Annotated in this window: 18 protein-coding genes and 1 pseudogene; 7 read left to right on the forward strand and 12 right to left on the reverse strand. The window is 61.6% G+C overall.

Annotation, left to right across the window (positions count from 1 at the left end):
• Together U1738_RS19905 and U1738_RS19910 are read left to right on the forward strand one after the other, a co-directional pair.
• Nucleotides 1-96, forward strand: a pseudogene (locus U1738_RS19905) (IS5 family transposase); the annotation flags it as partial.
• A 349-nt stretch (nucleotides 97-445) separates the two neighbouring features.
• Nucleotides 446-1,078 carry a tyrosine-type recombinase/integrase gene (locus U1738_RS19910; RefSeq protein ID WP_332790777.1) on the forward strand — a complete coding sequence of 211 codons (633 nt, stop codon included), beginning with the start codon at nucleotides 446-448 and terminating at the stop codon, nucleotides 1,076-1,078.
• Between the two features lie 132 nt (nucleotides 1,079-1,210).
• Here U1738_RS19910 and U1738_RS19915 read toward each other — a convergent pair whose 3' ends face one another.
• The 10 genes from U1738_RS19915 to U1738_RS19960 form a co-directional block, all read right to left on the reverse strand.
• A complete protein-coding gene (locus U1738_RS19915) occupies nucleotides 1,211-1,540 on the reverse strand; it encodes a DUF2147 domain-containing protein (RefSeq protein WP_443027056.1) in 330 nt (109 codons plus the stop codon).
• Nucleotides 1,541-1,845: 305 nt separating this feature from the next.
• A complete protein-coding gene (aqpZ, locus tag U1738_RS19920; protein ID WP_332790779.1) occupies nucleotides 1,846-2,703 on the reverse strand; it encodes an aquaporin Z in 858 nt (285 codons plus the stop codon).
• Between the two features lie 79 nt (nucleotides 2,704-2,782).
• Complete coding sequence (locus U1738_RS19925; protein ID WP_332790780.1) at nucleotides 2,783-3,067, reverse strand: CsbD family protein; 285 nt, start codon at nucleotides 3,065-3,067, stop codon at nucleotides 2,783-2,785.
• Between the two features lie 84 nt (nucleotides 3,068-3,151).
• A complete protein-coding gene (locus U1738_RS19930; protein ID WP_332790781.1) occupies nucleotides 3,152-3,505 on the reverse strand; it encodes a hypothetical protein in 354 nt (117 codons plus the stop codon).
• 145 nt (nucleotides 3,506-3,650) lie between these two features.
• Nucleotides 3,651-4,259, reverse strand: a complete 609-nt coding sequence (locus U1738_RS19935) for a sigma-70 family RNA polymerase sigma factor (protein ID WP_332790782.1) — start codon at nucleotides 4,257-4,259, stop codon at nucleotides 3,651-3,653.
• 103 nt (nucleotides 4,260-4,362) lie between these two features.
• Nucleotides 4,363-4,509, reverse strand: a complete 147-nt coding sequence (locus tag U1738_RS19940) for an entericidin A/B family lipoprotein (protein WP_332790783.1) — start codon at nucleotides 4,507-4,509, stop codon at nucleotides 4,363-4,365.
• 104 nt (nucleotides 4,510-4,613) lie between these two features.
• Entirely contained in the window at nucleotides 4,614-5,507 is an 894-nt protein-coding gene (locus tag U1738_RS19945; protein WP_332790784.1) for a hypothetical protein, read from the reverse strand.
• Nucleotides 5,508-5,588: 81 nt separating this feature from the next.
• Nucleotides 5,589-5,771 (reverse strand): CsbD family protein, encoded by a 183-nt coding sequence (locus tag U1738_RS19950; RefSeq protein ID WP_332790785.1) that lies wholly within the window; start codon nucleotides 5,769-5,771, stop codon nucleotides 5,589-5,591.
• Between the two features lie 101 nt (nucleotides 5,772-5,872).
• A complete protein-coding gene (locus U1738_RS19955) occupies nucleotides 5,873-7,429 on the reverse strand; it encodes a helix-turn-helix transcriptional regulator (protein WP_332790803.1) in 1,557 nt (518 codons plus the stop codon).
• A gap of 22 nt (nucleotides 7,430-7,451) precedes the next feature.
• Nucleotides 7,452-7,952 carry a CsbD family protein gene (locus U1738_RS19960; protein ID WP_332790786.1) on the reverse strand — a complete coding sequence of 167 codons (501 nt, stop codon included), beginning with the start codon at nucleotides 7,950-7,952 and terminating at the stop codon, nucleotides 7,452-7,454.
• Between the two features lie 203 nt (nucleotides 7,953-8,155).
• Here U1738_RS19960 and U1738_RS19965 point away from each other — a divergent pair, with 203 nt between their 5' ends.
• The 5 genes from U1738_RS19965 to U1738_RS19985 all read left to right on the forward strand — a co-directional run bounded on the left by U1738_RS19965 (nucleotide 8,156) and on the right by U1738_RS19985 (nucleotide 14,728).
• Nucleotides 8,156-9,748, forward strand: coding sequence for a PAS domain-containing protein (locus U1738_RS19965; protein WP_332790787.1), 1,593 nt, complete (start codon nucleotides 8,156-8,158; stop codon nucleotides 9,746-9,748).
• Nucleotides 9,749-9,782: 34 nt separating this feature from the next.
• On the forward strand, nucleotides 9,783-11,339 hold the full coding sequence (locus U1738_RS19970; RefSeq protein ID WP_332790788.1) for a cation:proton antiporter: 1,557 nt from the start codon (nucleotides 9,783-9,785) through the stop codon (nucleotides 11,337-11,339).
• 225 nt (nucleotides 11,340-11,564) lie between these two features.
• Complete coding sequence (locus U1738_RS19975; RefSeq protein WP_332790804.1) at nucleotides 11,565-13,022, forward strand: deoxyribodipyrimidine photo-lyase; 1,458 nt, start codon at nucleotides 11,565-11,567, stop codon at nucleotides 13,020-13,022.
• 279 nt (nucleotides 13,023-13,301) lie between these two features.
• Entirely contained in the window at nucleotides 13,302-13,727 is a 426-nt protein-coding gene (locus U1738_RS19980; protein ID WP_332790789.1) for a fasciclin domain-containing protein, read from the forward strand.
• Nucleotides 13,728-13,792: 65 nt separating this feature from the next.
• A complete protein-coding gene (locus U1738_RS19985; protein ID WP_332790790.1) occupies nucleotides 13,793-14,728 on the forward strand; it encodes an NAD(P)/FAD-dependent oxidoreductase in 936 nt (311 codons plus the stop codon).
• On the opposite strand, the gene crtI is transcribed toward U1738_RS19985, so the two are convergent.
• Nucleotides 14,725-16,344, reverse strand: a complete 1,620-nt coding sequence (gene crtI / locus U1738_RS19990; RefSeq protein WP_332790791.1) for a phytoene desaturase family protein — start codon at nucleotides 16,342-16,344, stop codon at nucleotides 14,725-14,727. The two genes, U1738_RS19985 and crtI, sit on opposite strands and share 4 nt — an antisense overlap.
• Nucleotides 16,341-17,201 carry a Brp/Blh family beta-carotene 15,15'-dioxygenase gene (locus U1738_RS19995; RefSeq protein ID WP_332790792.1) on the reverse strand — a complete coding sequence of 287 codons (861 nt, stop codon included), beginning with the start codon at nucleotides 17,199-17,201 and terminating at the stop codon, nucleotides 16,341-16,343. Before U1738_RS19995 ends, crtI begins: the two co-directional genes overlap by 4 nt.
• Nucleotides 17,202-17,261 lie beyond the last annotated feature (60 nt).

Here is a 17,261-nt window from a genome sequence, read left to right on the forward strand (position 1 = left end):
AAGGACTGGCGCCGTGTCGCCACACGCTATGATCGATGCCCAACCGTCTTCTTCTCAGCCATCGCGCTCGCCGCAACCGTCATCTTCTGGCTCTGATCAACGAGTCCTGAGCCTAGATGACAGGCCAGAAGTTTTCTTCATAACTGCAAAATCGAACCTCTGGTCTATTTGCTTATCCGCTTAATATCACATTATCTATTTTGATGTTCACCTATTTTATTGTGCACAAATTACGAATAATATCAGCGCGCGGGTAGATATTTTTTGTCACGCCGTAAACCTAAACTGGAAGACCCACATTCGGCCGCTCAGCGACTAAGAGGCGCCGCCAGGAACCCGCCGCTCGTTCAGCATCACCGACAGCCGATCAACCACATCTCCGAACCGCCAGTTTACCGGGCCTACGTACTCTCGATTGTCCGATCCGGCCCGATGGAGACGATCGATGGGTCACTCGTCGATAGACCCTGCCTTTCACGAACTGCGACCCTGGAACGAGGGGCGGCTAATCGGTGCGAAGCGGGCGCTGAAACAGCAACAGGTCTGGGCCATTCGCTTCTGGCTCGACCAGCATAGACGACTGCGCGACCGAGCGCTGTTCGACTTCGCCATCGACAGCAAGCTGCGCGGCTGTGATGTGGTCAAGGTGCGGATCGGCGATGTAGTTTCCGGCGGGCGCGTCCGTGATCGTGCCGTTGTGGTTCAGCAGAAGACCAAACGGCCGGTCCAGTTCGAACTGATGGACACGGCCCGAAAGACGATGCGGGCATGGTTGGAGCGACGCGGCGGGACACTGAACGACTTCGTATTCCCGAGCCGAAACGACTATATGGCGCACATGAGTACGCGACAATACGCCCGCCTCGTGCAGGAGTGGGTGGTCGGTATTGGCCTTCCGGCTCCGGACTACGGGACGCACTCGCTTCGGCGTACGAAAGCATCGATTATCTACAAGGCGACTGGCAACCTCCGCGCCGTTCAGATCCTTCTCGGTCATGCCAAGATCGACAGCACGGTTCGCTACTTGGGCGTCGACGTGGAGGACGCTTTAGAACTGGCCGAGCGGACTGAAGTCTGAGCAGATTCAGTAGCGGACGTTCAGCACCGGATAGCCGCTTCCCAAAATCGAATATTTGTTCATTTGCCCGATACCTTTGTGCTCCTGAGCCGCCAGCAGGCTGTTGCTCGCGCCCCATCAACAAACCCGAATCTAAGTCTGTGTTTTGCAGCCCAATCCGGGAATGACAAAGTCCTCGCCTATGAGCGTGTTCGCGTCGATCTGCTCGATCGTCCCGGAAACGGTCTGCCCGATATCGGGCACGAGCACGCTGCCACTCCACAGTCCGCGCTCCTCCTCGACCAAATCGCGAAACCGCATCGTTCCGATCAGCGGCCCGCCACCAGTCGCCCGCGCATCGGCTTCGGTTTGGGCGCTGGCCCGGACCGCTTGGCGGAACAACGCCGTTCCGCATCTGTTGAAAACGACGCGCTTCGATTTTCTCGGGTTGGTCCAAATGCCCTTGGGCGGCGTAGCGCGCAGCCGCCGACGGGATCACCATCAGCGTCGTGACCGCAACATTCAAGACGAACCGCATGTATCTTCCCGGACGTTGATAACAGCCAATCGACCCGGTCATCGTGGCGGCGGCGGCCGAACCAGAATGTCCGCAGCGGATGGCACGAAACGATCATGGTTGCGGGATGGCCACGTTCGGAAATACCATGTCGTCGCGACGACTGTGCACACCACGGAACATGCGATCAGGATCGACATGCCCGTGGTCGGTTTATCGAGAGCATCGTCGTCCCAGACGCGTTCCCACTCCGATCGAACGGATGCCTCGGTCATTCCAACGAGTCCTCGGTCGCCTGCCGATCCGCGTCCATCATCCGTTCCACCGGAGTGTCGCTAATCGGGCCGGGCGATTGATCCTCTTCGTTATGGGCAAACAGCCAGCGGCCACACAAACCCGCGACGGCGGCTCCGGTCAGTGGCGCCAACCAGAACAGCCAAAGCTGCGACAAGGCCCAGCCGCCTACGAACAAAGCCGGGCCTAGGCTCCGCGCCGGATTGACCGAAGTATTGTCGATCGGGATCGAGATCAGATGGATCAGCGCCAGCGCCAGGCCGATCGCCAGCGGCGCAAATGCCGATGGCGACCTTTGGTCGGTCGCACCTAGGATGACGGTGAGAAATCCCGCCGTCAGAATGGCTTCGGCCAGAAATGCGGTCGCCATGCCGTATCCGCCCGGCGAATGGGCGCCATATCCATTGGCGGCAAAGCCGCTCGCGAAGAGATCAAAGCCGGGTTTGCCCGAGGCCAGGACCGCCAACACCGCGCTCGCCAGTATCGCGCCGACCAGTTGCGCGATTACGTAACCCGGAAGGTCGCGCGCGGGAAAACGGCCAGCAATCGTGAGGCCGACGCTGACCGCCGGGTTGAAGTGCCCGCCTGAAATGAAACCGACAGCAAATGCCATCGTGAACACGGTTAGACCGAATGCCAAGGCAACTCCGGCCATGCCGATGCCGCCCGGGATCCCCGGATTGGCGGCAAAGATCGCAGCGCCACAGCCGCCCATAACCAGCCAGAACGTACCGATCGCTTCCGCAGCAAGGCGTCGCGCGGTTGCAACAGGACGCGGGCGGGGCGACGGGGTCGCATCGAAGCGGGCGGTGATCGGGCTCGTGGTGTCGATCATGATCATGTTCTGCCGACAAAGGGGTTGATACACGAAACAAACAAATGAGTTGAGGTGGCCAGCGCCTCTTATATGGCGGTTATTTGTCGCGGAGAGTATTGATGAAAGCAATACCCAGCACTCCCACCACGGCGGCGGTCGTGAACGGCCGATTCTTGCTGAACTTGCGCACCTGATAGATCAACGGCCGAATGCCATGTTCGACGGCATCGATCGTCTCTCCAATCGCCTTTTGAATCGAACCAGAAAACTGCTCGGCTACGCCTTCGCTCTGCAACGATTTGTCTCTGATCACGCCGCCAACGGCTTCTTTGATCTTGCCGCCGACTTCGGTCGTCGCGCCCCTCAAGATATCCGTGTTCATGATGATGCCTTCATTCTGGTGGTGACAATAAGTCGCGCCCGCTATTATCCCTACGGCCTTCGATGTGCTGTCGGCGCTCCGGGGTCAAAGCGGTGAAGCCGGGTCAATCAGGATGCCGCAGGCTACTGCGGCCTTGCCGACCTCAAGGGGGACTTTCACGTTCTTGACCTGTCCGGCAGCGCGGATGAAATCGCCGACCGTCAAACGGCCCGGCGTCGTATCGCCCTCACGGGTTGCTTTTGCCGCCCGCCCAAGCTGTTGGAGCTGACCAAGCGAGAGCTTCGCTTCCAGGCGATCACCGACGCATTGCGACTGCGCGGGTTGAAAGCCGTACCCTTCGAGCGACGTGGCAATCTTCGCGGACGAATTTACACAACCCGACAAAGCGATGCCGAAGCCCAGGATCACGGTATTCAAGAGCGCGGTGCGATAGATCATACAGGATTCCAGTGTTCGGGGATTTAGGCGACGTACCGATCAGCATCGCCGGATGTCGTTCGAGTTCAACTCTGTCGAAGAGCGAAGTGTCCAAGGTATCTATGCACTAGGATCAGTCTGAAAGTACCAGCGCAGTCTGGTGCAATCAGCCGATCATCACATTCGACCAGTCGCGTTTCGGGACTGAACTGTTCGTATGCGATGCTGCCGTTTCGCGCACCGCCGGAACGGCCTCGACACCGCTGGTCACTGCGATCAGCCGCGCGCGCCCTCGGTAAATCCAGGTTTTGTAGGTACTCGCCGGGATACCTAGGGCAGAAGCACCGTCCTCGATCGACACCCCTTGGCTCGCCATGATGACGGCCTTTTGGTAATCATCCGACAGGTGGCTCAGCGCGCACATGGCGTCTTTCAGCTCGATCGCGAACTCCTGCGAGGCCCCCACCGCCTGTCTTGCGTTGGCAACCTTGTCGGGAATTTCGACCTCGTGGCGAGAGCGCCGTACCGACGTGAGAAAGGCGTTACGCATGATGGTTCGCGCCCATGCGAGGAAGTTGGTACCCGCCGTGTAACGGGCACGCGCGTCCCAGCATTTGAGCAGCGTTTCCTGCATCAGATCCTCGGCGTCGGGTACGGACGACGCGAGCCGGATGGCGTAGCGCTTCAGCGCAACCATGTTCGACGTCAGATCGCTGAGGAAGGGCCGCTCATCGAACGCGGCGTCGTGACACGACGATAGGATCTGCGTAGTCATCGAAAATCTCTCGGTACCCGACGGTTCGCCGCCCTCGGCAAATGCTTCGCATTGAGGGTCATGGCCGGCACGGGCCTCGCAACAACCCCGTGCCGGCCAGCCATCACTTCTTTTTCTTGCCGTCTTCGCCCGACGCCTTCGAGACGGCGTTGCCGGCCGACTTTACGTCCTTACCCACACCGTTGACCGTGTGGCAGCCAGCGAGCGCCAGGCCGGCGGCGAGAATTGCGAATGAAAGTGGATGCTTCATGTTCGTATCCTTTCGAAAGTAAGAGGAATATCGCCCCATAACGTCGAGGCTAAACGGAACTCAGGGTCACGCCCGAAAGCCGGCCCCTTGTTCTTCGCCGACCGTTAGACGCGAACGACGACTTCCCGCCGGCGAGTTGCCGAAACTGCACCGAAAGCAGATGCTGCAGCGCCGATCAGCAAGGCGATCACGACCATGAAAGACGTTCCGGCTGCGCCGCCTGCCGCGGCATCCGCGGCCGATTTGGCCGTGGCGATCGTGTCGTTCTTGGCCTGGACGAAGCGCGCCTTGGCGGTATCGACCTTTTGTTGCGCCTCAGGACGGGAAATCTTCTGCTGCGCCGCGACGATCGTGACGATGCGACCTTCAGCTTGTTGACCCTTGGCCCCGCCTGCGGCGAGCGCGGGCAATTCCTTGGCGATTTCCTTCTGCGCCTCCTGCGGGGTCATTGCGGCCGGATCGGCAGGTGCGGTCTCCAAATAAGCAGACGCTTGGTCCTGAAGATCGTCGGGGCTGATACCTGCCACCTTGGCGATCGTTGGCGCAGATGCTCCGACGCCTTGGCCCGCTGCGCTGGCAACGGTGCCGACCGTGCGGAACGCACCACCGATGATGCCACCGACAGCCGACGTCACGAGGTACAGCGTCAACATCAGGGTGACACCCCAGATCGTCAGGCCGTGGACAATCCCGTCGAAGCGGTCATGAACCCCGGCGACGCGCGCGGCGGCATAGCTTCCCGCACCGAGCGCTACGATCGTGCTGACAATCCAGTATATCCCCGCACCGATGCCGAAGCCGCCGGCGCTGGGGGTTGTCCCCTGCACGGGGTCCACCAAGCTCAGGCCAATACCGGCCCCCAGCAGGGCCAGGACGAGCTGGATCGCAATCACGATAATCACGCCGGCGAAAATCGCAGGCCAGGAAATCCGGTTGCGCAAGGGCACAGCAACAGACGTCTCCTGCCGCGCAAGCGCAGCATCATAGTTGGTCGACATTCATCACTCCTGTTGTGGTCTTGGCCGGTCGTTCGACGCTCCGGCCCCGTGTTGGAGCGGCCCAAAATGCGGGGCCGCGAATTACTTCTTCTGAACATCCTCGGCGGTATCGATGTCCTTGCCCGCCGCGGCCTGCGCTTTCCCGGCAACCTTCTCGACCTTGCCTTCTGCCTCGGTCGTGGTGTCTCCGGTCAATTTGCCGATCGCCTCCTTGATCGAGCCCTTTGCTTCCTTGGCGAGGCCTTCGACGCGGTTCTCGTTCATGATCGTCTCCTGGCCGTCTTTCGACTGCGCTCTGAATAATGAGGTAGATGGAACCACGAGCTCAATCCCAACAGAGCGATAGGTACCAGGCGAAGGGGTATTTATGAGCCATTGGGGGCCCTGATGGCCACGGAATCGCCGTCGAAGCCGCGCTCCCGAGCCCATGCCACCGCAGCGTTGCGACGGTTGACCCCGATCTTGCCATAGAGGCGCGCAACGTGGTTCCGGACGGTGTTGCCCGATACATCGAGTTCCCGGGCAATTAATTTGTCATCCAGCCCGCGACAGATGAGCGCCAGCACCTCGCGTTCGCGGCGCGTAAGATCGTTCAGATCGGCGGACGACACCTGCCGATGCGGGGAGCGGACATTGGCCAGCTTTTCCATGATGGAGCGGCTGAACCATGTCGTGTCCTTCATCACCGCCTCGATCGCCTCGACCAGTTCGAGTTCGGAATGCTTGCGAGCGGTGATGTCCTGAAACACCCACAACACACATTCGGCATTCGACAGATGGATCGTCTCGGTCGAAATGACGATGTCGAGAATGCTTCCGTCGTTCGTCGTGATCCGGGTCTCGAAATTCTCGAATTCGCCGCCGGCTTCCAGACGGGCCTCAATGGCGCGTCGGACCTCAGCCGTTTCCCAGAATTTAACTTCGCCCAAACGGCGCCCGATGATTTCGTCGGCCGAATAGCCGGTCAGTCGGGTAAACGCTGCATTGGTGTCGCAGAGCAAGTGGCCGTCGGCCTCTCCGATGGCCATCGCCACCGGTGCCCGGCGAAAGGTCTTCGTGAAGCGCTCTTCGCTGTGTTTCAGCGACGCCTCCGCCTTTCGGCGCGGCTCGAGATCGGCAAAGGTAAACAGCATGCACGGCTCTTCGCCGAGATCGATCGGCTGTCCCGCCACGATAACGAGCTTTGTGCCGCCCTCGGGCAAAGACAGCTCGGCTTCCATCTGCGGGATCGTCCGCCGCTCCGTAAGCCGTTCCTTAGCCAGCTCCTTGCGCTCTGCATTCTCCAGGACGTCGACGTCATACGCCGTCTTTCCGAGCACCTGATCCTTTTCGTACCCGGTCATGTCGAGAAACCCCTGATTGACCTTGACGTAGCGCAGGTCGCTCAGCCGACAGATGACGGCAGGGGCGGGATTGGCATTGAAAGATTGTTCGAACCGCTCTTCGGCTTCGAACCGCAGCGAAACATCCTGCAGAACGAGGACGAGGCATTCGGGATCGCCGGCCTGATCGATCAATACCAGACTGCGCACCTGATGTACCCATTGCGGCTCCGCAGACCCGGCCGGAAACACTTCGACGATAACTTCGCTGAACGCCTCGCCGCTAACGACCCGCTCGATCGGATAGTGTTTCGGATCGAGCGGATGATTGTTGCGGTATCGCAACTGGAACCGATCGCGATAGGCATCCACCGTGTCGCCCAGATCCTTGAACGCTTCGACGCCGTGCATGCGAAGTGCGGCCTCGTTTGCCCACAACATCGTCTGGTCAGGATCGATGAGGATCACCCCTTCGCTCAGGCCCGAGATGATCTGCTGGAGATGGCGAAGGTCTGCGGAATCGCGCAGCGATTTCTGGATCGGTATGACCGCAGGCGGCGCACCTCCCGGCGTGCCGTCCGTGCTCTCGCACGTCGCCATGTCGGGCGATGCGCCGGGCATTTCAGGCGCGCTTGCCGTGGACCAGCCACGACAGGGCATAGCCGATGACGCCTGCTGCCGCGATCAATGCCACCGGGTTCCGTTTTGCCTGTTCAGTCGCGACCGTGCGGCCCTGCTGGGCATAGTCGCGAACCTTGTCGCCGGCGTCGGCGAGTGCATCGGGAGCGTCATCGATGACATCCTTCACCTTTTCCTTCGCGCGGCCGTAAAGGTTCTGCGCGCCACCGGCGATCTGATCGACGATGCCGTCGGCCTGCCACGGGGTGCTGTCTACCGCATCGCCGACGCCTTTCTCGATCTTGCCTTTGACGTAGCGTACGCCGCCCTTCAATTCGTCCTCGTTCATTACCCAGTCCTTCATCAGCAATTGAGAACGACTGTGCAGACTTGAAGCCAACGATCGCTTCATGACGTCCCAGCCATTCGGATGACAACCGAACTCAACCGCAGGCCGCAGGCGCAGGATCGCGACGTCGTCCCAAGTCGAATGTTCGTCGGGCAAAACAGCCACGGCCCTTCAAGGTTCCTGGTATTTATGCACCATCCAAATGCTCGAAATACTAGTTTCGGCTCATTTTGACGCGACTTCAGCATCTGGCCGTTGGTCGTCCGGATCACGCGAAATCAATACGATAGATCACTTCGATGACCGCATCTGGTCGATTTTGATCCTGCCTTTAGGTATATTTGCACCGTGGCGATGTCGTGAAGAGGCCACTATTACTCGCCTGCGGTGCTCTGACGATCCGCAGCCTGCTCGTCGCCGGGTCGGTTCGACCCTTAGGCGAGATCGCGCACGTGATTGATGACAACGAGCAGACTAGAATCGTGCACGAACTGCTGCGCTCCGATAATGGGACGGACCCATTCTCGTCGGCCGTGCGGGCTACACGAATGCCGATGATCATCACCGATCCGAAAAAGGTCGACAATCCCATCGTGTTCGCGAATGCCGCGTTCTCGAAGCTCACCGGGTTCGACCGCCAGGAGATTCTCGGGCGCAATTGCCGCTTCTTACAGGGGCCGAATACCGACGCATCGCAGGTCGAACGAGTTCGCGCCGCCGTCCGCGATCGGACGTCGGTAGAGGTCGAGCTGCTAAATTATCGGAAGGACGGCTCGCACTTCTGGAACCGACTGCTTGTTTCGCCGGTGTTCGACGACGATGGCGGCCTGGCCTATTTTTTCGCATCGCAGTTCGACGTCACGATGGAGCGCGAACGGCTGAGTGTCCTAGAATCCGACCGGGCCGAACTCGAACGCGAGATCGATCAACGAACATCGGATCTCGTTCACGCCGAACAGCGGCTCGGCTTCGCGCTCGAAGCAGGGCGACTTGGTTCTTGGAGCGTCGATTTCGCCACCAACCGGATGGTATGCAGCGAGCGTAGCAAGAAGAATTTCGGGCGTCCGCTGGACCAGCCTTTCACTTATGATCAGCTGCTCGAGGCTGTTCATCCGGATGATCGAGTCCACCGGGACGCGGCCGTTGATGCGGCGATCAAGGATGCCGCCCCCTACGACGTGGAATACCGCATTATCACCCCTGCCGGTGAGGAACGATGGATTCACGCCCGTGGACAAGCCTATCACCGTGCGGATGGCACGCCGCTGTCGCTGGTCGGCACATCGCAGGATATTACGCAGCGCAAACGGGCTGATGAGCACCGCGCGCTGCTCGCCAACGAGCTGAGCCACCGGGTCAAAAACATGCTCACGACCCTCCAGGCCTTAATTTCACAAACGCTGCGATCGGCCTCTACGCTGGACGATGCGGAAAATATCATCAGCGGCCGCATCCAGGCCATGGCGTCCGCCAACGATCTGCTAGTCAACGAACGTTGGGAGAGCGCTCCGCTCCGAGAATTGGTGGCGCGCACGCTTGCTCCCTTCGAACCGGGGCAGAGCGATCGCTTGGCCTTTGAAGGCCCGGACGTTCAGGTATCGCCCCGTATCGCCGGTGCCTTGTCGCTGGCACTTCACGAACTTGCGACCAACGCCGCCAAATACGGTGCGTTATCTACGGCCGAAGGCAGCGTATCCTTGCATTGGTCGGTTGCTGATATGCCGGAACAATCCAACCTGCGGATTTCCTGGGAGGAGGCTGGAGGCCCCAAGGTCGCACCGCCGCAAAAGACGGGTTTCGGTTCACAGCTCATCAAGCGCGTTCTGGCTCATGAGATCGGCGGCTCAGTCGACATCGAATATCGGGAGACCGGCGTAAAATTCACGGCGGTCGCTCCGATGCCCGATATATCTGACGACGATCACCTGAACTCAGCGGCGAGTGGGCGATAGCAATGAACGCCAACCCAACTCAGCCGGTTTCCCCATGCACACTTTAGAGATCCTGCTGCTTCTGCTGGCCGCCGCGCTCGCGCTTACGGTCGTTGCAAGGTGGCTTGAGGTGCCGTCCGCGGTGACTTTGGTTGTCGGTGGAATGGTCCTCGCTTTCATACCCGGCGCACCGGTGATGCACCTGCAGCCGGAACTGGCGCTTGCCTTGTTCCTGCCGCCGCTGCTTCAGGCCAGTGCGCTGCGGACGGATTGGGGGCTGTTCCGATCCAACATCGTGTTTATCCTCCTGCTTGCCTTCGGCGCGGTGCTGTTCTCGGCCGCCGTGATCGCGCTGACCGCGCGTCACCTGATCCCCGGCCTCGGCTGGCCGGCGGCGATCGCTCTGGGCGCCATCATCGCACCGCCCGATGCGGTTGCCGCGACATCCGTCCTGAAACGCTTCAAGCTACCGAAACGCATCGTCGCCGTGCTTGAGGGCGAAAGCCTGATCAACGATGCATCGGCGCTGGTACTGTACCGGTTCGCGGTAGCGGCAGCGCTCGCAGGAACGACCAGTCTCGATGGCATGGGATCGTCCTTTGCACTCACGGCGGTGATTGGAGTGATCGTCGGACTGCTCGCCGGTGCCGCGACGAACTGGGCGATGCTGAGGTTGAAAGACCGATATCTCGAAATCGTGATCTCGTTCCTTGCCGGCTTTGCGGCGTACCTGCTGGCGGAGCGCATCGACGGATCTGGCGTCCTGGCGGCTGTGGCTTGCGGCGGGCTGATCGGCCGGGCCCAGATCAAACTGGCGGCCCGCACACGTCTCGAAGCGAATAGCGCTTGGCAGCTGGTCGAGTTCATTCTGGCGAGCCTAGTATTTCTGCTGGTCGGTCTGCAGCTTCGCGGCATCCTCGACCGGCTTCACGCTCACAGCAATGCTGATCTCTTGCTGCTCGGCTCTGCCATCTCGGCCGCGCTTATAGTCTCGCGCTTCGTGTGGGTGTTCCTCACATTTTATCCGGCAGCCGCGTTGGTGGCTGTCATCAGGGGCGGCAACTTCAGCCCTCCGGTGAGCTATCCTACGATCATATCCTGGGCAGGCATGCGCGGCGTGGTCAGTCTCGCCGCAGCCCTGGCCTTGCCTGAGAATTTCGAGGGCCGCGATATCATCGTGTTCCTGGCCTTCTGCGCCATTCTGTCGACGCTCGTCGTTCAGGGAACCACCCTAAAATGGCTGATCGCCTGGTTCGATCCGCGCGATCCCGCCATCAGCGCGGTTAACATCGATACGATCGCCGCTCGGGAGACGGTCGCAGCGGCGATCGCCGGGGTTGGCGTCGATATGGCAGGGAATCGTCCCGACCCGCTAGCGGCCCTGAAACTCGATCAGGACGAGATTGCTCGGACGGGCAAGATCTTCGATCCCGTAGCATTGCACGCTATCATGAGCCGCAAGCTGGAGAACATTCAGGCGGCGCGGCTAGAACTCAAGGCCCGCCGGGACGCAATCGACGGTGAAACGCTGATGACCCTCACCCGCGAACTTGATCTTGAAGAGGAGCAGATCAGATTAGCGATCGACGGTACGAGTGAGCCCCCACCCTGACACCGCGAAGTTGCGCCAACCGATGAGCGTAGGCCGAAAAAGTGTCCCTCGGTCGCTCTCCCAGCAAATGAATAGGGAAGCCACCCTCAAACAGCCCGCGCGTTATTCCTGGTCCACGTTTATGTCAGACGGGGCACGGGGTCGGCATGGCGGTGCGCATGGCTTCCCTATACCGTTTGGTGCTTTAAGGCATGCTTCATGAACGTCCCGCTCCCGGTTTCACTTATGTCATGGACGCAGGCGGCCCGAGTGCGCTGCGTGAACCAGCATCCGCCTCGGCCAACGGGTGCCTTTGTACTATGCTGGCTTCAGCAAGTGCTGCGCGCAACGGATAATCCGGTGATCGACGCTGCCATCCGGCTGGCGAACTCGCTCGATCTTCCGGTACTCGTCTACCACGGTCTCCGAGAAGATTATCCGTACGCGTCCGACCGGCTCCACCGCTTCATTCTGGCGGCGGTTCGGGATGTGGCGATCGGCTGCGCCGATCGCGGTATCGCCTTCGCCGGGCATATCGATCGCGCGGAGCGGCGCGAAAAGGGGCTGGTCTATCGGCTTGCGACCGATGCCGCCGCAATCGTGATGGAAGATCAGCCTACTTTCGTCGCCCGCACGCAATCGGAGCGTGTGGCGGCCGCGGTGGATGTCATGGCATTAGCCGTGGACGCAGCGTGCCTGGTGCCGTCTTCCGCGCTGGACGAGGGCATCGGATCGACCTCCGCATTTCGGCGCAGGCATTCAACGGTGAGCGAGGAATGGCTGGAGAGCAGGGACGAGATGCCCGGCCGACCGGCCTATTCCGGACCGCTCCCCTTCGCGCCCGATCGGCTCGACACTTTCTCGGAGGACGACCTCGATGCCCTGATCGCGTCTCTTGCGATCGATCACGGACTTGCGCCGAGTGACATGTTTCGCGCCGGTCGGGAGGGCGCACTCGAACGGCTGCGGCGTCTGTCGGACGAGGTGCTGCCCCGCTATGCCGCGGTTCGGAACGATGCAACCCGCACGGATGGCGCGAGCGGACTCTCGCCCTATCTCCATTTCGGTGTGATCGGCCCGCGCGAAGTGATGACGGTGGTCGATGCCGCGAAGGCCCCGGCGAATGCCAAGGAGAAGTTCGCCGACGAGCTGCTTACGTGGCGCGAGTGGTTCCACTATCAGGCGCGCGCCTTGAAGATGCCGGAGCGCTACGACCGTATTCCCGGCTGGGCCATCGACACGCTGGCAATGCACGCGAGCGATCCACGACCCGAACTGGAGACGCTGGACGCGATGCTGCACGGCGAGACGAGCGACGAGATGTGGAACGCCTGCCAGAAGCAATTTTTGATAGACGGCTGGATGCACAACAATCTGCGTATGTATTGGGGCAAGCGGATCATCGCGATGACGCCGAGCCCGGAGGCGGCCTGGGCAACCGCCTGTTACCTGAACGATCGGCTAAGCCTGGATGGGCGAGATCCTTCCACTTACGGCAATATCGCGCAGATGTTCGGCGGCGGAGCGCCCGGGCGCGAGGCTGCGATCTACGGTCGAGTACCGACGCGGTCAGATGGCTCGACCCGGCATCGCCCCGATGGTCCGGAATGGATTGCCGCCGCTGCCGCCCGACCGGTATCGCGCATCGATGTGCCGGTTGATCCCCCGGTCGATCCCTATCTGACCGGCATACCGGCTGTTTAAAGTCTTCCAGCCGGTCGAGCCGAAAATACGGATTTGGCTTTGTGGCAACCCGGCCGCGGATCGGCGTGTCATTCCCCCCGCGTTGCGTAAGGCGGACTGTAAGGTTCGGAACACTGCGATCGAGGTCGTACTTCAAGGTGACCTAAAGCCCGTATTGGGCACGGTGACCAGCGATGCGAAGGAAACCCCGCGGAGGACAGACGGTCGCAACCGTCGTGACGCACACCTGATCCGGGCACCCGTCGGCTCTCCGTTCGACTCCATCCTTGAGGAACTGAAATGACCGATCCCGTACATGATATCGTAGACACCGCAGTGGCCGCAGGATCGTTTTCCACGCTGGTCGCCGCCGTAACCGCCGCCGGCCTGGTCGATACGCTGAAGGGCGCAGGGCCGTTCACCGTCTTCGCGCCATCCGACGACGCCTTTGCCGCGCTGCCGGAAGGCACAGTGGAAGATCTGGTAAAGCCGGAGAACAAGGACAAGCTGACCGCGATCCTGTTGCTGCACGTTCTGCCGGGCAAGGTGATGGCAGCCGATGTTGCCGGGCAGGTGATGGACCCCGCAACCGCCGGTGGAGCGACGGTGCATGTCGATGGCACCGACGGCGTCACCGTCGACGGGGCGAAGGTGGTGACCGCCGATATCGACTGTTCGAACGGCGTGATCCACGTCATTGATGCCGTGCTGCTGCCCAAGGGCTGAGCATTGACCGAAGCGACCGGGGGCAGCCCTGCCCCCGGTCGTCGGTACATCTGAACGGAGCGCGGATGAGGATTGCTATTGTCGGTGCGGGCATCGCCGGGCTGTCCTGCGCCGAGGTTCTGCAGGGTGCCGGCCATCCGGTCGTGTTGTTCGACAAGGGACGTGGTGCCGGCGGACGCACTGCGACGCGGCGGGTCGATACCCCGTCGGGCGAGGTGGCATTCGATCATGGCGCGCAATATTTCACGGCCCGCGATCCCGCTTTCGTCGGGCTGGTGGCGCAATTGGAAGCATCCGCGAGCGTCGCCCGCTGGCGTGCCATCGGCGATGACGCCTGGGTGGGGACACCCGGAATGAACGCGATGGCCAGGGCGATGGCCATGCCCCTGACGATCCATTGGAACAGCCGCATCGACGCGATCCGCCGCGTCGGCCGGCACTGGGCCCTGGACCCCGTTACCGAAGACCGGTTCGACGCCGTCATTATCGCCACGCCCGCCGAACAGGCGGCCGCACTGTTGGCCGCGCCAGCCCCGGACATCGCGGCAATCGCCCGGGCTTGCGTATCCGCCCCCTGCTGGACGGCGATGGTTGCCTTCGACGATCCAATCGCGATCGGCGATGACGTGATTCGGGACAGCGGCATCATCGGCTGGGCCGCGCGCAACAGCGCGAAGCCGGGACGGTCGGGCCGCGAAGCCTGGGTGATCCAGGCGAACGAAGCGTGGTCGCGCGAGCATCTGGAGGATGCCGAATCCGATATTGTCGATGCGCTGTTAGCGGCACTGTCGCACGCGGCGGCCCGGCCTTTACCGGAGCCGTTCGTCCGTCTCGGGCATCGGTGGCGCTACGCCCGCGTCAATGCCGCGCATCACGGATCGTTGTGGGACGGGGCGACGGGGATCGGCGCTACCGGCGACTGGCTGACCGCGCCCCGTATCGAAAGCGCGTGGCTGTCGGGCCGTGACCTTGCGAACCGGATGCTGGGCACCGGTCCCTAAGCAGGCATACCCGCCACGATCCTGGGATCGATCGCGAAATCTTTCGCGATCTCCCGCGCCGTCATCTTGGCCGACATCATCACCGATGGCGTACCGCCGCCCGGCTGGGTGCCCTGCCCGACCAGATACAGGTTGGTCACGTCTTCGCTGCGATTGTGCGGACGGAAGAACGCGGTCTGCGTCAGCCGGGGTTCCACACCGAAACCGTTCCCGGCATAGGCCCCCAGCGTATGTTCGAAATAATCCGGCGTCACGAAGCTGCGATACACCAGCCGCTCCCGCAGACCGGGAATATAGCCCCGATCGTCGAGGAAATTCAGCACCGTATCGGCAAACCCTTCGCCCACCGCAGCCCAATCGATATCGCTGAGATTGTTCGGCACCGGGATCAGCGTGTAGGCCGCGTGATAGCCCGGCGGTGCCAGGCTCGGGTCGGTCATCGTCGGGATATGCAGATATTGCGAGAAGTCTTCCGCCAGGATTTTGCGTTCGAAGATATCGGTCAGCAATTCCTCGTACCGCGGGCCGAGGATGATGTTGTGATGGCGTAAATCCGGGTCGCCCGGGCGCATGGCATACCCGAAATAGATCACCATCAGCGACATGCTCTGCTTGCGGAATTTGATTAGACTGTCGCGATTGATCCGGCGATGCGTCTTGTCGATCAGGTTCAGATAGGTCGTGGCATAATCGGCATTCGATACAACCAGATCGGCGGAGATGCGCTCGCCCGACATCAGCGTGACCCCGGTCGCGATACGCTGACGCCCGCTTCTTTCGACGTCGATCCGCGCCACCTCGGCATGCAACTGCACCATTCCGCCCAGCTCCTCGAACTTGCGGACCAGAGCGGCGACCAGCGCACCGGTGCCGCCCATCGCGAAATGCACACCCCAAGTCTTTTCGACGAAATGGATCATCGCGTAGATCGCGGGCACCTTTAGCGGGTTGCCGCCGATCAGCAGCGGCTCGAAACTGAACACTTGCCGCATCTTGTCGCTCTTGAAATACTTGCTGATGAGCGAAAACAGCGGCTGGACCGCGCCGAGCTTGAGCAGATCGGGCACCACCCCGAGCATCGCGCCGAGACTGCCGAAATAGGTGTAGCCGAGTTCCAGGAATCCGCGCTGGAAGATCGCGCGCGCCGCCTCGTGGAATTGTGCATACCCGGCCAGATCCTCGGGTGCGAGCCGGGCGATCTGCGCGCGCACGTTCACCGGATCGGCATCGTAATCAAAGAAGGTGCCGTCATCGAAATAGATGCGGTAGAATGGCAGCACCGGCACGATATCCAGATAGCGGCTCGTATTGGGCCCGCCGCTGATCCCGCTGCGCACGCGCTGGCCATCGGACAGCACGTCGGGTGGAAAATCCGGTGCCGCGAGCATTGCCGCGCCGCGCTGCAGTGAAAACAACTCCTCGATGAAATGCGGCACCGTCAGAACGGTCGGCCCCATATCGAACGTGAAACCCTCCGCGCGGCGCACGAAAGCGCGTCCGCCGACATCGCCGAGCTTTTCCACGATGCAGGTGTCGAACCCCAGGCTCTGCAACCGGATCGCGCAGGCGATACCGCCGATGCCGGATCCGATCACGATGGCGGTTTGGCGTGTCATGAATGGGCGGTTCCTGCAGATGAAAGAATAGTGTGATCGAGCCGCCGTTCCAGCCAGCGCGACAGCACAAGGTGCGGTACGGCCACCGATGCCAGCAGTTGAAACGCCTGCGCCGTCGCGTTCTCGGTCGGGGGCGACCACGCCACGAACCGTAGTGCGCACCATCCAAGGATCGCCGCGCCGGACAGCATCGCGCCGGTCACGATCCAGCGGGCCCTGCTCATGTCCTGAAGCACGACGCGGGTCTGCGCGATATGTCGCGGGGAGTGCAGAAAGACGAAAAAAAGCGCGAAACCGACGACCGGCGGAATGATGATTAGCAGGATCAGGCATAGGGTCATCGCGGCGGCCCATTGTCGGCTGCCATCTCGCCACGCGATCATGATGCCGACTGCGGTCACCAGCAACGTGACCGGCGCGGCAGCGGTGATGATCTGCGCGATAACGGTGGCCCGCTCGTCGCTCATCTGGGCGAACAACGCCGTAACCTCCATTCGATGCCCCAGCGTGGGTGCCGCGATCACCGCCGCCCCGGCCGCGAAACGCAGTAACGACTCGTCCAGCATTCGCCAGTCCTCACCGAAATGCGCCGCGGCGACGAGCAGGAAGAGGGTGAGAGCAATCAGTGGCAGGGTGAACCACAGCAACGCCATGAGCGCCGCGATCGTCACGTAACCACCGATCGCCAGCGTCAGGCCGGAGCGATCCAGTGCCACCGTTCGCCGCAGCAATGCGATGTCATAGGCCCCGTGCGGCAGGCCTCCGGCTATGAACAAGATGGTCGCCGACGCGGTCACTGCCGATTGACCGAGCGATACCCCTGCCAACGTAGCCAGGAGCAAGGAGCCGGCGGCCATCCAATAAGCCGGACGCACGGAGTCGCCGTGCCCGGTCCGGGCACGGCGATCCGCCGCTCT

It is taken from the genome of Parasphingomonas caseinilytica, assembly GCF_036663755.1.
Taxonomy (GTDB): domain Bacteria; phylum Pseudomonadota; class Alphaproteobacteria; order Sphingomonadales; family Sphingomonadaceae; genus Sphingomonas.